The 17,848-nt window shown below is 73.2% G+C and carries 12 protein-coding genes and 3 tRNA genes; 9 read left to right on the top strand and 6 right to left on the bottom strand.

Annotated elements, in window-relative coordinates; all coding sequences use genetic code 11:
• Positions 1 to 8 precede the first annotated feature (8 nt).
• On the bottom strand, positions 9 to 302 hold the full coding sequence (locus ACFYXU_RS10155) for a YtxH domain-containing protein (protein ID WP_376508642.1): 294 nt from the start codon (positions 300 to 302) through the stop codon (positions 9 to 11).
• A 136-nt stretch (positions 303 to 438) separates the two neighbouring features.
• Between ACFYXU_RS10155 and ACFYXU_RS10150 the strand changes: the two genes are divergently transcribed.
• The 3 genes from ACFYXU_RS10150 to ACFYXU_RS10140 all read left to right on the top strand — a co-directional run bounded on the left by ACFYXU_RS10150 (position 439) and on the right by ACFYXU_RS10140 (position 829).
• A tRNA-Asn gene (locus ACFYXU_RS10150) sits at positions 439 to 511 on the top strand.
• A 5-nt stretch (positions 512 to 516) separates the two neighbouring features.
• Positions 517 to 589 (top strand) — tRNA-Asn (locus ACFYXU_RS10145).
• Positions 590 to 755: 166 nt separating this feature from the next.
• Positions 756 to 829, top strand: a tRNA-Ile gene (locus tag ACFYXU_RS10140).
• A 332-nt stretch (positions 830 to 1,161) separates the two neighbouring features.
• Here the strand turns inward: ACFYXU_RS10140 and ACFYXU_RS10135 are convergent.
• The 5 genes from ACFYXU_RS10135 to ACFYXU_RS10115 form a co-directional block, all read right to left on the bottom strand.
• Positions 1,162 to 3,339: a VCBS repeat-containing protein gene (locus ACFYXU_RS10135; RefSeq protein ID WP_389457258.1), complete on the bottom strand. Its 2,178-nt coding sequence runs from the start codon at positions 3,337 to 3,339 to the stop codon at positions 1,162 to 1,164.
• A 169-nt stretch (positions 3,340 to 3,508) separates the two neighbouring features.
• Positions 3,509 to 4,453, bottom strand: coding sequence for a hypothetical protein (locus ACFYXU_RS10130; RefSeq protein WP_389407253.1), 945 nt, complete (start codon positions 4,451 to 4,453; stop codon positions 3,509 to 3,511).
• 26 nt (positions 4,454 to 4,479) lie between these two features.
• Entirely contained in the window at positions 4,480 to 6,804 is a 2,325-nt protein-coding gene (locus tag ACFYXU_RS10125; RefSeq protein WP_389407254.1) for an FG-GAP repeat domain-containing protein, read from the bottom strand.
• Between the two features lie 187 nt (positions 6,805 to 6,991).
• Entirely contained in the window at positions 6,992 to 9,049 is a 2,058-nt protein-coding gene (locus tag ACFYXU_RS10120) for a phosphocholine-specific phospholipase C (RefSeq protein WP_389407255.1), read from the bottom strand.
• Between the two features lie 267 nt (positions 9,050 to 9,316).
• Complete coding sequence (locus ACFYXU_RS10115) at positions 9,317 to 9,733, bottom strand: organic hydroperoxide resistance protein (RefSeq protein WP_361403540.1); 417 nt, start codon at positions 9,731 to 9,733, stop codon at positions 9,317 to 9,319.
• A 112-nt stretch (positions 9,734 to 9,845) separates the two neighbouring features.
• Between ACFYXU_RS10115 and ACFYXU_RS10110 the strand changes: the two genes are divergently transcribed.
• From ACFYXU_RS10110 to ACFYXU_RS10085, 6 genes are all read left to right on the top strand, one after another.
• Positions 9,846 to 10,337 (top strand): MarR family winged helix-turn-helix transcriptional regulator, encoded by a 492-nt coding sequence (locus ACFYXU_RS10110; RefSeq protein WP_376508632.1) that lies wholly within the window; start codon positions 9,846 to 9,848, stop codon positions 10,335 to 10,337.
• A gap of 110 nt (positions 10,338 to 10,447) precedes the next feature.
• Positions 10,448 to 10,792, top strand: a complete 345-nt coding sequence (locus tag ACFYXU_RS10105; RefSeq protein ID WP_376508630.1) for a hypothetical protein — start codon at positions 10,448 to 10,450, stop codon at positions 10,790 to 10,792.
• Positions 10,789 to 12,168, top strand: coding sequence for a cytochrome P450 (locus tag ACFYXU_RS10100; protein ID WP_389457255.1), 1,380 nt, complete (start codon positions 10,789 to 10,791; stop codon positions 12,166 to 12,168). Before ACFYXU_RS10105 ends, ACFYXU_RS10100 begins: the two co-directional genes overlap by 4 nt.
• Positions 12,169 to 12,310: 142 nt before the next feature.
• Complete coding sequence (locus tag ACFYXU_RS10095) at positions 12,311 to 12,763, top strand: GNAT family N-acetyltransferase (protein ID WP_329855298.1); 453 nt, start codon at positions 12,311 to 12,313, stop codon at positions 12,761 to 12,763.
• Positions 12,760 to 14,010 (top strand): MFS transporter, encoded by a 1,251-nt coding sequence (locus ACFYXU_RS10090; protein ID WP_376508624.1) that lies wholly within the window; start codon positions 12,760 to 12,762, stop codon positions 14,008 to 14,010. Before ACFYXU_RS10095 ends, ACFYXU_RS10090 begins: the two co-directional genes overlap by 4 nt.
• A gap of 154 nt (positions 14,011 to 14,164) precedes the next feature.
• On the top strand, positions 14,165 to 17,845 hold the full coding sequence (locus ACFYXU_RS10085) for a S8 family serine peptidase (protein ID WP_389457252.1): 3,681 nt from the start codon (positions 14,165 to 14,167) through the stop codon (positions 17,843 to 17,845).
• The last annotated feature ends 3 nt before the right edge of the window (positions 17,846 to 17,848 follow it).

The following is a 17,848-nucleotide window of genomic DNA, read 5'->3' as shown; positions in this document are numbered from 1 at the left end:
TCGGGGCGTCAGGTGTTGCTGGTGCCCCAGTCCTCCTCCTCGACCTTGCCGTTGCCCCGGCCGCGCAGGCTCTGCACCCGGTCGGTCACGGAGGACGGCAGGCGGTCGCCCACGACGTGGGCCGCCTTGCCCGCGGCCTGCCGCCCGGTCTGGGCGGCGGACTCGGCCGCGTTCCGCACGGCCGGGTTCTGCGCGATCTCCTTCGCGGACTTCTTCAACTGTTCGTAGCGCTCGCGCCCGGCTCGCGTACCGATCACGTAACCGAGGGCGAGCCCCACGACGAACGTCAGCTTGTACCGCACGGCTGCGATCCTTCCCTGGAGGCCCTGGGGATACCGATTGGCGGAGCACCCCCCTGCTTGCGCTAATGTATGTCTCGCAGCGAGCGAGCGCCCATCCGGTTCAGCCGGACTGGGTACGATCGCTGCGACGCAGCAATCCCCTGTAGCTCAATTGGCAGAGCAGCCGGCTGTTAACCGGCAGGTTACTGGTTCGAGTCCAGTCGGGGGAGCGCGATCCCCTGTAGCTCAATTGGCAGAGCATTCGGCTGTTAACCGGAGGGTTACTGGTTCGAGTCCAGTCGGGGGAGCAAGACGGAGAAGGACCCTTCGGGGTCCTTTTTCGCGTCTGGGGGAACCATCCGTCGCGCGGCGCGGTCTTCATGGTCGAGCAGAGCCGATCATCCGAAGCAGGAGATCGTATGAGCGGCTATGCTGCGGCAGACGGCGCGCACACATGTACGCGCCTCACCGTTCGGGGCGGTAGCTCAGCCGGTTAGAGCAGCGGACTCATAATCCGTCGGCCGTGGGTTCGAGTCCCACCCGCCCCACCGAAGAAAAACGTTCTGACCTGTGCAGGCACCCCCGAAGGGGTGGCTCCGGCGGACGTTCGCCGCCTGACATCGCGGCGGTACGGGCCTCACCGGCCCGGCGGGAACCGGCCGCGCCCGCGCGGGCCGCGGTGCCGGCCGGAGTGCCGAGTCGGAACCACGTCGATGTTCCCACGGCACTCCCGCGATTCCCGCGTGTGACACGCCGCACATCCCGCATCCCGGGCGCGCCGTGTGGCCGTCCGCCCTGATCCGGGTGTCCGGATCAGGGCGACACCGGCACCGGCACCGGCCCGGAGGTCGCGCCGGTGCCGGGAAGGTCAGCCCGACGGTCAGCCCAGCAGCCTGTCGTCGTAGTCGCCGCCGCGGAGTTCCTGCGGGCGGGTGTACGGCGCCCTCCAGTTGCCCGTGCCGAGGTAGAGCTTGGCGTCGCCCAGGCTGTTGATGCCCACGAGGTCGTCGACGCCGTTGCCGTTCGCGTCCGCCACCGAGGTGAAGTCGGCGTACGTGTTCCAGCCCGCGCCGATCCTCGTGCGCGCCGCGAAGGTGCCGTCGCCGCGGCCCAGGTACAGCCACAGGACGCCGGACCGGTCGCGGGCGACGAGGTCGCCGGAGGGGTCGCCGCCGATGTTCCCGGTCGCGGCGATCCGGTCGTAGGCGTTCCAGCCGTGCCCGATCTTCGTGCGGGGAGCGAAGGGGGCCGCGGCGACGCCGGTGCCCTTGTGGAGCCAGAGGTCGCCGGCCTTGTCGGTGGCGACGAGGTCGGGGCGGCCGTCGTGGTTCAGGTCGGAGCCGGCCGCGATCTGGTCGTAGACCTGCCAGCCGCCGCCGATCCGGGTGCGGGCGTCGTATCCGCCCCGGGCGTTGCCCTGGTAGAGCCAGAGGTCGCCCTTCTTGTCGCGGGCGACGAGGTCGGGCAGCGCCGAGCCGGCGATGTTCCGGGTGGTCTCGACGCGGTCGTAGATGTCCCAGCCGTGGCCGATCCCGGTGCGGACGGTGTCGAAGCCCGGCACCGCCGTGGTGTGGGTGAGGTCCAGTCGGTCGAGGTTGCCGTTGTTCCGGACGATCAGGTCGGGGGAGCCGTTGTCCGTCAGGTCGCTCGCGTTCGCCTTGCGCGTGACGGTGAACGAGCCGGAGGCGGTGGCCGCCGGGCCGAGTCCGTCCTTCGGGGTGGCGGTCAGCTTCCAGTCGTAGGCGCCGTTGAAGGCGCGCTCGCCGCTGTCGAGGGTGCCGTCCCAGACGAAGCGGACCAGGCCCTCGGCGACGTAGTCGTTGCTCGACGGTTGGAGGACCGCGGTGCGCGCCTTGCCGGTGCGCTGGTGGCGCAGGGTGACGGTGACCTCGGCGTTCAGCCGGGACAGCGGCCAGTCGAGGTTCACGCCGGTGCGGTTCTTGTCGAGGTCGAGCACCGCGGGGATCTTCGACGGGCCGAAGGTGAGCTTCACCGGCTTGCCGTTGGAGGCGATCCGGGTCGCCGCCGGCCTGCCGTCGGAGCCGACGCGGATCCGGTAGAGGCCCTCGCCGTCGGCCAGGGTGCCGCCCTGGACGAGGAGCGAGCCGTCGGGCTCCGGGACGGCCTTCGTGACGGTGTCGAGGAGGCGGACCTCCTGACCGGACACGGTCCGGGCGCGGAGCGCCTGGACGGGGGACGGCTCGTAGAAGCCGCGCGTGTCGCCGAAGAGCACCCAGTCGCCGAGGACGCGGACCAACGGCCTGAAGGTGTACCCGAGGTCGACGGAGGACCGGGCGCCGCTCCTCAGGTCCTCGATGACGAGGGGCGCGCTGTCGCCCGACAGCCAGGCGCGGGTGGTGTCCGACTGGTCGTCGGCCCAGGCGCCGAAGGGGACCGGGGAGCGCTCGGCGCCGCCGAGGGTGCTCGTGGCGAGATCGAGCACGGCCCGGTACCGCACGCGGTCCACCTCGTAGCCGACGACGACGGTGCCGCCCTTCAAGGGCCCGACCGCGACCCTGGTCGCGTCGGCGGGCAGGCCGGTCGCGAGGGTGCTCGCGTCGGGGCGGTACACGTGCAGCTTCTGGAACCCCGTCGTCCTGTCCGTGGACACGGAAAGGAGCGTGGAGCCGACGGCCCCCAGGACGGACTCCTGGTACAGCGCGGAGTTGGGGACGGTCCGGACGACCGTGCCCGTCGTCATGTCCCGGATCGTCGCGGTCGTGCGGTCCTCGGAGACGACGCTGTCCGCGCCGTCGATGTGCCGGACGGTGTAGTCGTTGGGTATCAGGGTCACCGCACCGTCGGAGTGGCGGACCCAGCGGAAGAGGACGCCCTCGGGTCCCCGGTCCTCGCGGGTCAGGTACCCGCTCGCGCCCGCCCCTTCGAGGGTGCCCGGCAGCGGCAGGAGCTGCTCGGCCGCGTCGGTGGCGGCCGGGGCGGCGACGGGGGACGGGGCGGCGACGGCCGGCGGCGTCAGGGCGACGCCGGCCGTGACGGCGAGCACCGTCCCGGCCGCGACGGCGAGCGCGCGACGGGTCGGACGGACAGGGAGAGTCATGGTGTGGTCCTCGTGGCCGTGGTGGGAGAAGGGAGTCGCGGGTGCGGCGGAGGTTCCGTCCCACCCGCGAGACCCATGAGGTGGTCGAAGGGTGGTCCGACGATGGCGCCGGGGCGACGGCGACCGGGGCGCACCGGTCGCCGTCGGGCGGAGCGGACCTGACCGGGGGTCAGAAGACCAGGCCGGCCTTGAGCCCGGAGTTCTTCAGAATGGTGTTGGCGACGCGCGCCTCGAAGGGCGCCTTCCACTCGCCGGTGCCCCGGTAGAGGTATCCGGTGCCGTCCGGGCCGTAGGCGTAGAGGTCGTTGCGCCAGTCGCTGTCGACGTCGCCGACGGCGATGACGTCGGTGTACGCGTTCCAGCCGCCACCGATCTTCGTGCGGGGGGCGAAGGTGCCGTCCGGTTTGGCGAGGTACAGCCAGAGGACCCCCGCCTTGTCGCGTGCGACGAGATCGCCCTCGATCCCGCCGCCGACGTCGCCGACGGCGGTGATCCGGTCGTAGACGCCCCACCCGTGGCCGATCTTGCGCCGGGGCCGGTACTCGCGGTCGCCCGAGCCGTCGGAGCCCTGGTAGAGGTAGAGATCGCCCCGCCGGTCGACGGCCACGAGGTCGGGGTGGAGGTCGTAGTCCACGTCGCTGCCGCCGGTGAACAGCGTGTACGTGTTCCAGCCGCCGCCGATCCGGGTGCGGGTCCAGAAGGAGCCCGCGTAGGACCGGTTCTTGGCGGTGTACATCCACAGGACGCCGTCGCGGTCGCGGGCGACGGCGTCCGGGTAGCCGTCCGGGGTGACGTCGCCGACCATCTCGATCCGGTCGTACGTGTTCCAGCCGCCGCCCTCCAGGACCGGTGCGCCCGAGGCGGTGAAGTTCTTGCCGCTGGCGTCCCGGACGCTGCCGATCCGCCACAGCTTCCCGGAGGCGTCCCTGGCGAGCAGGTCCGGGGAGAGGAACGGGTTCTTCAGGCCGTGCATGTTCGGTGGGGGGTAGGACGGGCGCTGCGCGGCGCCGGCCGGGGACGAGACCGCGCCGAGAACGGCGGCGACGGCTGCGGCCACGGCGACGGCGGCCTTGGCGCGCCCCCGCGTCGGACGCGCGGTGCGTACGGGGTTCACAGTGGGGCTCCCTGGGGATCCGGCGGTCAGGAGACGGAGTTGTAGGCGCCGGCGCCGCCGAGGGCGGGGCTCGCGACGCGGGGCGCGAAGGGGACCTTCCAGTCGTTGGTCCCCTTGTAGAAGAAGGCGGCGCCGTTCGGCCCGTAGGCGAGGAGGTCCGTGACGCGGTCGCCGTCGGCGTCGCCGATGCCGACGGTGTCGGTGTAGGCGTTCCAGCCGCCGCCGATCCTCGTGCGGGGGGCGAAGGTGCCGTCGCCCCGGCCGAGGTAGAGCCAGAGCACGCCGTCCTTGTCGCGGGCGACGAGGTCACCGGCGCTGCCTCCGGCGACGTTTCCGACGGCGGTGATCTGGTTGTAGATGTCCCAGCCGTGACCGATCTTCTTGCGGGCCTTGTACCACTGGGGCCCGTCGCCGATGGCCTCGTACAGGTACAGGTCGCCCTTCGTGTCGACGGCCGTCAGGTCGGCGCGGCCGTCGCCGTTCAGGTCGCTGCCGCCGGTGAAGTAGGTGTACGTGTTCCAGCCGTCGCCGACCACGCGGCGGGGCGTGAAGGTCGGGCTCCACCTGCTGCCGGCGCCCGGGTGCACCCACAGGAAGCCGTCGCGGTCGCGGGCCACGACGTCGCCGCCGTCGATGTGGTCGACGTCCCCGGCGGCCTCGATCCGGTCGTAGGCACCCCATCCGCCGCCCCCGGCGACGGGCGCCCCGGTCGGCTTGAGGGTCTTCGTGGCGGGGTCGTAGCGGGTGTCGACCCGCTTCATCTGCCCGGCGGCGTCCCGGAGGACGAGCGACGGGCCACCGTTCTGCTTGATGTCGTGCAGGTCGGCGAGGTGGGTGGCCTGGAAGGTGCCGGACGTCTCCGCGTCCGGGCCGACGCCGTTCTGCGGGACGGCGCGGATGGTCCAGTCGTACATGCCGGAACGCGCGTCCTTGCCCAGCTGGGACAGCTCGGCGATGCGCGCCCAGGTGATGCCGACGGTGTTGTCGCCGTAGTAGTACGGCGAGCCGGCGGACTCCGTGTAGAGGGGCATCGTGTACGAGAAGGAGGCGCCGGTGGCCCGGTTCCGCAGCGTGAGGTGCACGTCGATGTTGACCCGCGAGAAACGCCACTTGAGGGTGGGGTTCCGGTCGAGGCTGACGGAGTAGGGGATGTCCGTACCCCGGGGGACGACCTCGGTCGGCACGCCCTGGGAGGCGACGAGCCGGGCGGTGGGCCTGCCGTCCGCGTCCACGGAGATCCGGTAGAGCCCCTCGTCGTCCTTGACGGTGCCGCCCTCGGCGATCAGCGAACCGTCGGGCGCGGTGACGACCTTGGAGACGTGGTCGAGGAGCCGGACGGACTCGCCGGTCGTCAGCGACCGGGCCCGGAGCGGCACGAGGGCCTTGCGCGCCTCGCCGAGCATGCCCTCGTCGGTGAGGCCGGTCCGTGCGGCGTACGTCGCCCAGGAGCCGGTCAGGCCGGTGACCAGGTCCGAGTCGAGGCCGAGGTCGACCGGGGTCTCCTCGCCGGTGGCGCGGTCGAGCGCGACGAAGCCGCGGTAGCCCTCGGCGCCCTTCGTGGTGGACGCGAGCACGTGCGTGGCGGAGAGGCTGACGTCGCCGTTGTGGGCGGGCGAGGTGGACAGGACGGAGACGACCTCGGCGGCGGCCAGGTCGACCACCGCGTACTGGGCCTTGCGGGCCGCGTCCGTGCCCGAGAAGTACTGGACGGCGACGGAGCCGTTCAGGGGCGTGGAGGCGCTGAACCAGGTCTTCCCGGCGGGGGCCCCCGCGATCTTCCGCTGGGTGACCCGGCCGGCGGCCGCGGTGACGAGCCGCAGCTCGACGGAGCCGTCCTCCAGGCCCACCTGCACGAGCAGGGACGCCGGGCCGACGGCCTTCACGTAGCGCGCGTTCAGCGTGTCCAGGTCGAAGGTGACGGGCGCGGCGCCGGTGGCCATGTCGTGCAGCGTGACGACGCGGGACGCCGTCAGCGCGTACTCGTCACCGGTCGCGACGACATCGCCCCCCGCGCTGTCGTAGCTCGGCGCGGTCAGCGGCACGGAGCTGCCGTCCGCGTACGCGTACCAGCGTCCCCCGGCGACGAACCCGGTCGCGCCGGCGGCCTCGAGCCGGTCGGTGGCCTTGAGTGCCACCGGCTTCGGGTCGGTGGTCCCCGCCGGCGCTGTCACGGCGCCGGGGACGGCGGAGGCGGGGGAGGCGGTGAGGACGGCCCCGCCGAGGGTGACGGCGAGGACGGTGGCGACGGCGGCCGTGAGGTGACGTCGGCCGGCGCGGACGGAGCGCGCGGAGTGCGGGTACAGGATGACAACCCCCAGAAGAAAGAAACCTGCTGTCGCCCGTGCGGTCACGCAGGCGACACCCTCTGGGACAGCCCGGGTCGTCGAATGGTTGTACGGCTCCCGGGTCCCTGGTTTCCGTGGACCGGAGTTCGGGTCGCCGCGCCGGAGTGGACCGGGGTCCGGGTCGCCGCGTCGGAGGGGACGGGGGCCGGGTCCCGCGCCGGAGAGCGGGGGCTCTCTCCGGCGCGGACGCCGCTCAGTACGTGAGGATCGCCGGGTCCGAGACGCTCGCCGTGCCCGTCTCCACGTGGCCCGCGAGGCGGCGCACGTAGTCCGTGCTCGCGGACGACGTGACGGTGACGTCGTACCAGTGGTGGGCCGCGGCGACACTCACCGTGTGGGTGACGGTGGCGCCCTTCGCGACCGAGAGGGTGGTGGGCGAGCCGCCGTAGGCGTTGGTCACGGTCACGGTGGCGGTGGTGCCCGCGTTCGTGAACGTGAGGTCGAGGCGGCCCGCGCCCGCGTCGTGGCGGGCGGTCACCTCCGGGACGGCGGTCTTGCCGGGGGAGCGGAAGCGGCGCAGGAAGCCGTTGGGGCCGTGCACCGACAGGTCGGTCACGCCCGCGGAGTACTTCGTGTTCCAGGTGTCGGTGATCGACTTGTTCGCCTCGGCCGTGTACGTCCACGGGACGTCGGTGCGGTTGGGCGAGGTCACGTAGAACTGGGCGCCGGCCGCCGGGCCGCCGCTGAAGGTGAGGCGGTAGGTGCCCGCCGACACGTCCGCCGCGCCGTCCACGTACGGGGCGTACTTCAGCGGGCGGGTGGGCTTGGAGCCCCGCTCCTGGCGGGGCATCGTCCCGACGGCCGGGGCGGTGGCCGGGAAGTCGGGGTGGCGGTTCCTGTCCGGCGGGTAGTAGCCGGCCGTCGGCGGCAGCGGCGCGGGCTGCGTCTGGGGCCGGGTGAAGTCGAACGCCGAGGTCAGGTCGCCGCAGATGGCCCGGCGCCAGGGGGAGATGTTGGGCTCGCGGACGCCGAAGCGGCTCTCCATGAAGCGGATCACCGAGGTGTGGTCGAAGGTCTCCGAACAGGTGTAGCCGCCGGTCGACCAGGGCGAGACGACGATCATCGGGACGCGCGGGCCCAGGCCGTAGGGACCGGCCACGTAGCCCGTCTTGCCGCCGAAGTAGTCCAGGGCGGTCGGGGCGGTGGACAGGCCCTGGGCCGCCGAGCCCGGGGCGTACGGCGGGACGACGTGGTCGAAGAAGCCGTCGTTCTCGTCGTACGTGATGAACAGGGCGGTACGGGCCCACACGTCGGGGTTCGAGGTCAGCGCGTCCAGGACCTGCGCGATGTACCAGGCACCGTAGTTGGAGGGCCAGTTGGCGTGCTCCGAGAAGGCCTCCGGGGCGGCGATCCAGGAGACCTGGGGCAGCCGGCCGGCCTGCACGTCGGCGCGCAGGATGTCGAAGAAGCCCTCGCCGGCCTTGGCGTTCGTGCCGGTGCGGGCCTTGTCGTGGAGCGGGTTGCCCGGCTGCGCGTTGCGGTAGTTGTTGAAGTAGAGCAGGGAGTTGTCGCCGTAGTTGCCGCGGAAGGCGTCGCTGATCCAGCCCCACGAGCCGGCGGCGTTCAGGCCGTCGCCGATGTCCTGGTAGATCTTCCAGGAGACGCCCGCCGTCTGAAGGCGCTCGGGGTAGGTCGTCCAGCCGTAGCCCGCCTCGGCGTTGTTGAGGACGGGGCCGCCGCCCGTGCCGTCGTTGCCGACGTGGCCGGTCCACATGTAGTAGCGGTTGGGGTCGGTCGCGCCGATGAAGGAGCAGTGGTACGCGTCGCAGACGGTGAAGGCGTCGGCGAGCGCGTAGTGGAAGGGGATGTCCTCACGGGTGAGGTGCGCCATCGTGGCCTTGGTCTTGGCCGGGATCCAGTTGTCGTACTTGGCCTTGTTGAAGGCGCTCTGGCCGCCCTGCCAGTCGTGGTTGAGGCCCTGGAGGTACTCCATGCCCAGCTTGTCGCTGGTCGGCCGGAAGGGGAGCGTGACCTTCCCGGAGTTGTCGGCCTGGTTCCAGACGGACTTGCCGCTGGGGAGGGTGACCGGGCGCGGGTCACCGAAGCCCCGCACGCCCTTCATCGCACCGAAATAGTGGTCGAAGGAACGATTCTCCTGCATCAGGACGACGATGTGCTCGATGTCCTGGATCGTGCCGGTGGATCCCTGCGCCGGTATCGCGGCGGCGCGGGCGATGCTGTCCGAGAGCAGGGTGAACGCGGCGGCGCCTCCGGTCAGCTGGAGGAACCGGCGGCGGTTGAGGTCGGCCATGGGGGAGTTGCCCTCCGGGTGTGAGTGCGTGCGCGGGGGTGCGGGTGCGGCGACCGTGCGGACCGGTCGACGGGCGCCCCACAGGAGAGCGCCCGCGGACCACCGCCCGGCGGCCGTCCCATGACTGCCCGTCGTACGGCAGAAGAATCCCCCGTGCCCGAACGTGAAAACTCACAACCGAACGCCCCTGGCGGGTCGATGACCACCAGGGGCGTACGGGAACCAACAGAAAACCACGCGCGACCTGCGCGGGGTGCCGCGTGAGGCCTACTCGACGACGAGCTCGACCGCGATGTTCCCGCGGGTGGCCTTCGAGTACGGGCAGAAGGCGTGCGTCTTCTCCAGGAGCGCGAGGCCGGCCTCGCCCTGGAGGTGGTCGGGGAACTCGGCGCGCATCACGACCGCGAGGCCGAAGCCGCCGTCCGAGGCGTCCTTGCCGATGGAGACCTCGGCGGTGACGGAGGCCTCGGAGATGTCGATCTTCTCCTGGCGGGCGACGACGCCCATGGCGCTGGCGAAGCAGGCCGCGTACCCGGCGGCGAAGAGCTGCTCCGGGTTGGTGCCCCGGCCGTCGCCGCCGAGCGCCTGGGGGTGGGCGAGGGGGAGGTCGAGGTGGCCGTCGGAGCTGACGGCGCGGCCCTCGCGGCCGTTGGCGGTGGCGACGGCGGTGTAGATCGCGTCCATGGTTTCTTCCGTTCCTGTCCGGTGCCGAGAAGGACTGACCCCTCATTGATAGCGCACTATTCAATTGTGCACAACTCAATCGCGCGTGAGGGGCCTCGCGTATCCTGGAGGCATGGAGACGCTCGACACGGTTCCGGACGCGGAGTTCCTCCGCCTCGACCACCAGATCTGCTTCTCGCTGCACGCGGCGACCCGCGCCTTCAACGGCGTCTACCGCGAGGCGCTCAAGGAGCTGGGCCTCACCTACCCCCAGTACCTCGTCATGCTCGTGCTCTGGGAGCACGGCGAGCTCCCCGTGAAGGGCATCGGCGAGCGGCTGCGGCTCGACTCCGGCACCCTGTCGCCGCTGCTCAAGCGCCTGGAGGCGGCCGGTCACGTGGAGCGGCGCCGCAGCCCCGAGGACGAGCGGTCCGTCACCGTCCGCCCCACCGCCGACGGGACCGCGCTGCGCGCGAAGGCCGTCGGCGTCCCGCGCCGGATCGCCGCGGCGACGGGCCTCGGCCTCGACGAGATCGGCGAGCTGCGGGAGCGCCTCGACGCCCTGGCCGCCCGGCTCGACGCCGTCGGCCCGGACGACCTCGCCTCCTGCGCGACCGGAGCGTAGGGGGCGCCCCGCCGACAGGTCGCGTTTCGGTCGCCGCTGGTGCCGAGGACGTCGTGAGCCGTTCCGCCCGTCACGCGGTGCGTTCGCATGATCACGTATCGTGGCCGTCTGTGCGATCTTGCGATCCGACCCGAACGTCCCCGGCGGTACCACTCGCCACCCTCGACCGGCTCGTCCTCGACGTGGTGCTCGGCGGCCGGGTCGTCCTCGGTCGGCTGCCGCACCGGACCGGACCGTGGGCGCTCCGGCGCGGCCTCGACGCCCGCCACACCCCGCTCACCGTCGCCGACCTGTGCGTCCGGCGACCGCTCGGCCTCGCGGGAACCCCCGCCGCCTGGGTCCGCGTCCTGCCGGTCACGGTCCCCGGGGCCCGGGAGTCGGCGCTCGCGGAGCACGAACGGCGGGCGGCGGAAGGCGCGTTCGTCGGTGCCAGAGCGGGAACGGCCCTGCGATGAGCCTCCCGGTCGACCCTCCCCGCTACGGCCACGCCCCCGGAGCCTGGCCGCTGCTCGGGCACCTGCCCCGGCTGGTCCTCCGGCCGCTGCCCTTCCTCGACTCGCTGCCCGGCCACGGCGACGTGGTCCGGGTGCGGATGGGGACCAGGACCGTCCACGTCGTGAGCCATCCCGCGCTCGTCCGCCGCGTCTTCACCGACCGCCGCACCTTCGACCGGAGCGGCGTCCTGTACGAGAAGGTCCGCGCCCTCCTCGGCAACGGCCTCGCCACCTGCCCGAACGCCGAGCACCGCGCCCAGCGCCTGGCCCTCCAGCCCGCCTTCCACCCCTCCCTCCTGGACCGCTACACCGCCGTGATGGCGGCCGAGACCCGGGCCCTGACCGCCCGCTGGCGGCCCGGGGCGGTCGTGGACGTCACCGAGGAGGCCTTCCGGCTCACCACCGCCGTCGCCGTCCGCACCCTCTTCTCCGCCGGGATCACCCCGCACGCCGCGGAGGAGCTGCGCGAGGCCCTCGAAGTGCTGCTGCGCGGGCTCTACACGCGGGTCGTGGCACCCGCCGTCGACCGGATCCCCTCCCCGGCGCGCCGCCGCTACCGCGGCGCCCTGGCCCGCTGGCGCACCGGGGTCGCCGCCCTCGTCGCCGCGTACCGGGCGGCCGGGACCGACCACGGCGACGCCCTCTCGCTGCTCCTCGCCGTCCGGGACGAGCACGGCCGGGGGCTCTCCGACGCCGAACTCGGCGACCAGGCCGCGACCCTGGTCCTGGCCGGGGCCGAGACCACCTCCTCGCTCGTCGCGTGGGCCCTGCGCCTCCTGGCCGACCACCCGGAGGCCGCCGCCCGGCTGCGCGGGGAACTCGACGCGGTCCTCGCAGGGCGCCCGGTCACCCCGGCCGACCTGCCCCGGCTGCCGTACACCGCCGACGTGGTGCGCGAGACCCTCCGCCTCTACCCGCCGGCCTGGGCGATCACCCGCACCACGATCCGGGGGACCGAGCTGGCGGGGACGCCGCTGCCGCCCGGGTCCATCGTGATCTGCTGCCTCTACCTGCTCCACCGGCGCCGTGAACTCTTCCCGGAGCCCACCCTCTTCGCGCCGGACCGGTGGGCGTCGGGAGGGGTGCCGAGGGACGCCTGGCTGCCCTTCGGGACCGGCGCCGGGAAGTGCGTCGGCGACGCCTTCGGCACGGCCGAGGCCACCCTCGCGCTCGCCGCGATCACCTCCCGCTGGACCCTGACCCCGGTCACCCGGCGCCCGCCCCGCCCGGTCCCCCGCCTCGTCCTCTCCCCGGGACCGCAGCCGATGCGCCTCACGGAGCGGACGCTGGGAGCCGCGACGCCGGTGGACCCCGGACCCGGAGCCCGCGGGGTCTGACCCGGGCGCGGGGGCGCCTCAGGGCACCGCGACCGCCGTCACCGGCCCTCCCGGGCGGAGGAGGACGGCGCCGGGCGGGGTTCTGTGGCACGTTCATCCAATTGTAAGGAGCGGATATGGGAATCGCTCCTATACTCGCCCCATGTCCGACATCAGCATCCGGCGCGCCACCGCCGACGACTCCAAGCGGCTCACCAGGCTCGTCCGGACCTCCGGTGCCTACCGCGGCGACTACGCCGCCATGGTCGAGGGCTACCAGGTCGGCGGTCCGTACATCGAGCACCACCCCGTCTACGTCGCCGTGGACGACGCCGACGGCGGCCGCGTGCTCGGCTTCTACGCGCTCCTCGTCGACGAGGCCGAGCTCGACCTCGCGTTCGTCGCCGACGCCGCCCAGGGACTCGGCATAGGACGGCTCCTGATGGAGCACATGACCGAGCGGGCCAGGGCCGCCGGGCTCCGCTCCGTGCGGGTCGTCGCCCACCCGCCCGCCGAGGAGTTCTACCTGCGGACCGGCGCCGTCCGCACCGGCACCGTGCCGCCCACCGGGAGCATCCACTGGGAGCGCCCCGAGCTGCGGTACGACGTCGCGTGACCGCCACCCGGGAACAGGACCGCCGCAAGGTCCTCGCCGACCTCACCCCGCTGCGCACCTCCGCGCACTACCGCCGCCTCTGGTTCGGGAACACCGTCTCCTGGGTCGGGCAGGGCATGACGGCGCTCGCCGTCTCCCTCCAGGTATACGACATCACCCGCTCGCCCTTCTCCGTCGGGCTCGTCGGGCTCTGCTCCCTCGTCCCCCTCGTCGTCTTCGGCCTGTACGGCGGTGCCATCGCCGACACCGTCGACCGCCGCAAGCTCGGCCTCGTCAGCGCGAGCGGCTCCGCCGTGCTGTCCATCGCGCTCGCCGCCGCCGCGTTCGCCGGCTTCCACCACGTCTGGTTCCTCTACGGGATCGTCGCCCTCCAGGCCGTGTGCACCGCGCTCAACGCGCCCGCCCGCTCCTCGATGATCCCCCGCCTCCTGCCGCCCGAGCAGCTGCGCGCCGCCAACGCGCTCAACTCGATGATCATGACCTTCGGCACGCTCGTCGGACCCAGCCTCGGCGGCCTGATCGTCGGCTTCGCGGGCTACCAGACCGCGTACCTCGTGGACGCCGTCGCCTTCACCGCGAGCCTCTACGCCATGTGGCGGCTGCCGTCCATGCTCCCCGAGCGGACCGACGGCAAGAGGGCCTCCGTCCTCGACGGGCTGCGCTTCCTCGCCACCCGCCCCAACCTGCGCATGACGTTCTTCTCGGACTTCTGCGCGATGATCCTGGCCCACCCCCGCGCCCTGTTCCCGGCCATCGCCGTCCTCTGGTACGGCGGCGACGCCAAGACCGCCGGACTCCTCGTCGCCGCGCCCGCCTTCGGCGCGCTCCTCGGCGGCGTGCTGTCGGGCTGGCAGGGCCGCATCCGCCACCACGGGCAGGCGATCCTGCTCGCCGTCGCCGCCTGGGGCACCGCCATCGCCGTCTTCGGGCTCACCCGGAACCTCTGGCTCGGGGTGCTCATGCTCGCCCTCGCCGGCTACTCCGACACCGTCTCGATGATCTTCCGGAACACGATGATGCAGGTCGCCGCCCCGGACGAGATGCGGGGCCGTCTCCAGGGCGTCTTCATCGTGGTCGTCGCCGGCGGCCCCCGGCTCGGCGACTTCCTCGCGGGCTCCGTCGCCGACCTCACCTCGCCGGCCGTCGCCGTCACCGGCGGCGGGATCGCCTGCGTCCTGGCCGTCGGACTCCTCGCCCTGTACGGGCGCGGATTCCGCCGCTATGACGCCCTCGACCCGACTCCGTGACCCTTCGCCCCCGAACGGACCGACCCGTCCTGGCGGTTGGCCGCCACGGCGCATAACCGCCAGGAGCGACAGGGGTCAACACCCGCCCCGAAGGCCAAGACTCCTCGCGGCACCCGGAACACCCCCGACCCCGGGTCCGCGAGGAGTTCGAACGATGACGTCGAGGACCACCCCCTTCGACAGAGGGAGGGCCGCGCTGCTCGCCGCGGGCGTCTCCCTCGCGATGCTCGCGGCCGGGCAGACCGCCTCCGCCGCGAGCGCCGCGGCCCCCGTGCCGGACACCTTCAAGGCGCCCGCGACGAGCGCCACCGTCACCCTCGTCACCGGCGACCGCGTCACCCTCACCGAGATCGGCGACGGGAGCAGGACCGTCACCGTCGACCGGGCCGAGGGGGCCACCGGCGCGATCCGCACCCGGACCGCGAACGGCCGCGTCACCGTCGTCCCCGACGAGGCCCGCCCCTACCTCGACTCCGGCGCCCTCGACCCGCGGCTCTTCGACGTCACCGGCCTCGTCGAGCAGGGACTCACCGGCGCACTCCCGCTCATCGTCACGTACGGCGGGAAGACCGCCCGCGCCGCCGCCCCGCGCGGCACCGAGACCGTCCGCGCCCTGCCCAGCATCGGCGGCGCCGCCGTCACCGCCACCGACCCGGCCGCCTTCTGGCAGGGCTTCACCGCCCGCGGCGCAGCCCGCGCCGCCGCCCCCGGCAAGGTCTGGCTCGACGGCCGCGTCCGGGCGGCCATGGCCGAGTCCAACGCCCAGATCGGCACCCCGAAGGCCTGGGAGGCCGGGCTCACCGGCAAGGGCGTCAAGGTCGCCGTCCTCGACAGCGGCGCCGACCTCTCCCACCCCGACCTCGCGGGCCGCGTCACCGAGAGCAGGTCCTTCATCGAGGGCCAGGAGGTCGCCGACCGCAACGGACACGGCACGCACGTCTCCTCCACCGTCGGCGGCTCCGGCGCCGCGAGCGACGGCGAGGAGAAGGGCGTCGCCCCCGGCGCCACCCTCGCCGTCGGCAAGGTCCTCAGCGACGAGGGCTCCGGCTCCGAGTCGCAGATCATCGCGGGCATGGAGTGGGCCGCCAAGGACATCGACGCGAAGATCGTCTCGATGAGCCTCGGCTCCAGCGAACCCAGCGACGGCACCGACCCGATGGCCCGGGCCGTCGACACGCTCTCCGCCGAGACCGGCGCCCTCTTCGTCATCGCCGCCGGGAACTCCGGCTCGCCCGGCTCCATCGGCTCGCCCGGCGCCGCCGACTCCGCGCTCACCGTCGGCGCCGTCGACTCCGCCGACCGCGCCGCCTACTTCACCAGCCAGGGCCCCCGCTTCGGAGACCAGGGCCTCAAGCCCGATCTGTCGGCGCCCGGCGTGGACATCCTCGCCGCCCGCTCCCAGCTCGTCGCCGGCAGCGGCCCCTACACGACCATGAGCGGCACCTCGATGGCCACGCCGCACGTCGCCGGCGTCGCCGCGCTGCTCGCCGAGAAGCACCCCGACTGGACCGGCGCCCAGCTGAAGAACGCGCTCATGTCCTCGTCGAAGACCCTCGACGCCACCGCGTACGCACTCGGCTCGGGACGGGTCGACGTGGCCGCCGCGATCGCCGCCGACGTCACCGCCACCGGCTCCGCCGACCTCGGCTTCACCTCCTGGCCGTACGAGGAGAGCGAGCCGGTCACCAGGACCGTCACCTACACCAACTCCTCCGACGCCCCGGTCGCCCTGAGCCTCGCCGTCGAGGGCATGCCCGCCGGGGTCGCCGCCCTCTCCGACACCGCCCTCACCGTCCCCGCGCACGGCACCGCCTCCACCACCGTCACCGGCGACGGCGCCAAGGCCCCCGTCGGCCAGTCCTCCGGCCGGATCACCGCCACCGCCGGCGGCACGCCCGTCGCGCACACCGCGCTCGGCCTAGTGAAGGAGGAGGAGCGTCACACCCTCACCGTCCACGTCAAGGACCGCGACGGCGCCCCCGCCCCCGCCCACCTCGGGGTCCAGCAGCTCACCCGCGACGTGGACCCCTTCCCGGCCGCCGTCGGCGAGTCCGGCACGCTCGCACTGCGCCTGAAGCCCGGCACGTACACCGTCGACACCTTCCTCGACGTCCGCGGCTCGCACGGCGGGGACTCCCTGGGCCTCGGCTTCCTCACCGCACCCGAGATCGTCCTCGACCGGGACCGCGAGATCACCCTCGACGGGCGGCAGCTGCGCGAGATCCGCGCCGAGGTCGACCGGCGCACCGAGACCCGCCAGCTCCTCATGGAGTTCGACCGCGAGGCGAACGGCGCGTCCTACGGCGGAGCCGTCCAGGTCCCGCCGACGTACGACTCGATCTTCGCCGCGCCCACCCGGAAGCCCGCCACCGGCACCTTCGAGTACCGGACCGTCTGGCGCCTCGGCAAGCCGGTGCTGGAGGCCGCGGTCGACGGCGCCCGCCTCTCCGACGCCACCCCGCAGGCCGGCGCCGCCCTCCTCGAAGGCGGCCACCGCCTCGGCCTCGTCGACGCGGGCACCGGCACCCCCGCCGAGTACTCCGGCAAGAACGCGACGGGCAAGGCCGTGCTCGTCCGCCTCACCGAGGGCGCCGACCCGGTCCGGCTCGCGCAGACCGCCCAGGACGCCGGTGCCGAGGCCCTGTTCGTCACCGACGACCGGCCCGGCCGCCTGATGCAGTGGTTCGGCACCGCGGACTACCAGGACCGGCCGCTCGCCGTCGCCACCGTGAACACCGCCGACGCGCGCCGGCTCGCCGCCGGGGCCGCCCGCGGCAAGCGCGTCGAGCTGACGGGCACCCGCTTCACCCCGTACACCTACGACCTCTCCGAGGGGCACCCCGGCGCCATCGGCAAGGACCTCGTCTTCCGGCCCGGCCGCAAGGACCTCGCCACCATCGACTCCACCTTCCGCATGCCGACCAAGCGGAAGGAACTGGGCGGCGAGTTCCGGTACTCGATCACCGACACCTTCCCGATCGGCTTCGGCTTCAAGGAGTGGATCGCCTTCCCGGCCCGGCGCACCGAGTACGTGTCCACCGGCACCGGCCAGCGCTGGCACGAGTCCGTCGACCTCGGCGAGTCCCTGGAGCAGCGCGGCGGGCAGTCCGTCTACCGGGGCGGCAGCCGCACCGCGCTCGACTGGTTCGGCCCCGTCTGGCACCCCTGGCTGGGCACCGGCCTGGGCTGGGGCCAGGAGCGCACCGGCAACGACCTGCGCTTCAACACCCCCGGCTGGGGCGACTCCGGCACCGACCACACCGGCTTCGGCAACGTGTGGAGCGACGACACGATGACCCAGTACACCGAGGTGTACGTGAACGGCGTCCGCGTCGACCGCAAGACGAGCTCCGGCGCCTACGCCTGGGACGCGCCGTCGGAGGAGGTCGCCTACAAGGTCGTCACCGACACCGCGCTCGACGCGGACCGCTGGCGGCTCGGCACCAAGGGCCACAGCGAGTGGACGTTCCGCTCCGCCGAGACGCCCTCCGACCGGGTCACCCGCCTGCCCCTCCTCAACCTCGGCATCGACGTCGACACGGACCTGAACGGCGACGTCCGGGCCGGTGGCCGGCTGCCCGTCGGGATCTCCGCCGCGTACGTGGCGGGCGCCGCCGGCACCGGCAGGATCGGCGCCGGCAGCCTGGAGGCCTCCTACGACGAGGGCGCCACCTGGACGAAGGTCGCGCTCAGGAAGTCCTCGCACGGCGCCTCCTGGACCGGTGAGCTGCGGATCCCGAAGGGCGCGGGCACCGTCTCGCTGCGGGCCGGGGCGCGCGACGACCGGGGCGGCTCCGTCACGCAGGAGCTGATCCGCGCGGTCGGCGTGCGGTAGCAC

The organism is Streptomyces sp. NPDC002232 (assembly GCF_042890295.1).
Taxonomy (GTDB): domain Bacteria; phylum Actinomycetota; class Actinomycetes; order Streptomycetales; family Streptomycetaceae; genus Streptomyces.
Note: the sequence above shows the minus strand (reverse complement) of the source record. Positions and strands in the feature narration are given on the sequence as shown.

Excerpts from the sequence above, each read along its gene's own strand:
- ACFYXU_RS10135 (WP_389457258.1), bottom strand. The coding sequence starts at position 3,339 with ATGACTCTCCCTGTCCGTCCGACCCGTCGCGCGCTCGCCGTCGCGGCC.
- ACFYXU_RS10120 (WP_389407255.1), bottom strand. The coding sequence starts at position 9,049 with ATGGCCGACCTCAACCGCCGCCGGTTCCTCCAGCTGACCGGAGGCGCC.
- ACFYXU_RS10115 (WP_361403540.1), bottom strand. The coding sequence starts at position 9,733 with ATGGACGCGATCTACACCGCCGTCGCCACCGCCAACGGCCGCGAGGGC.
- ACFYXU_RS10110 (WP_376508632.1), top strand. The coding sequence starts at position 9,846 with ATGGAGACGCTCGACACGGTTCCGGACGCGGAGTTCCTCCGCCTCGAC.
- ACFYXU_RS10100 (WP_389457255.1), top strand. The coding sequence starts at position 10,789 with ATGAGCCTCCCGGTCGACCCTCCCCGCTACGGCCACGCCCCCGGAGCC.
- ACFYXU_RS10095 (WP_329855298.1), top strand. The coding sequence starts at position 12,311 with ATGTCCGACATCAGCATCCGGCGCGCCACCGCCGACGACTCCAAGCGG.
- ACFYXU_RS10085 (WP_389457252.1), top strand. The coding sequence starts at position 14,165 with ATGACGTCGAGGACCACCCCCTTCGACAGAGGGAGGGCCGCGCTGCTC.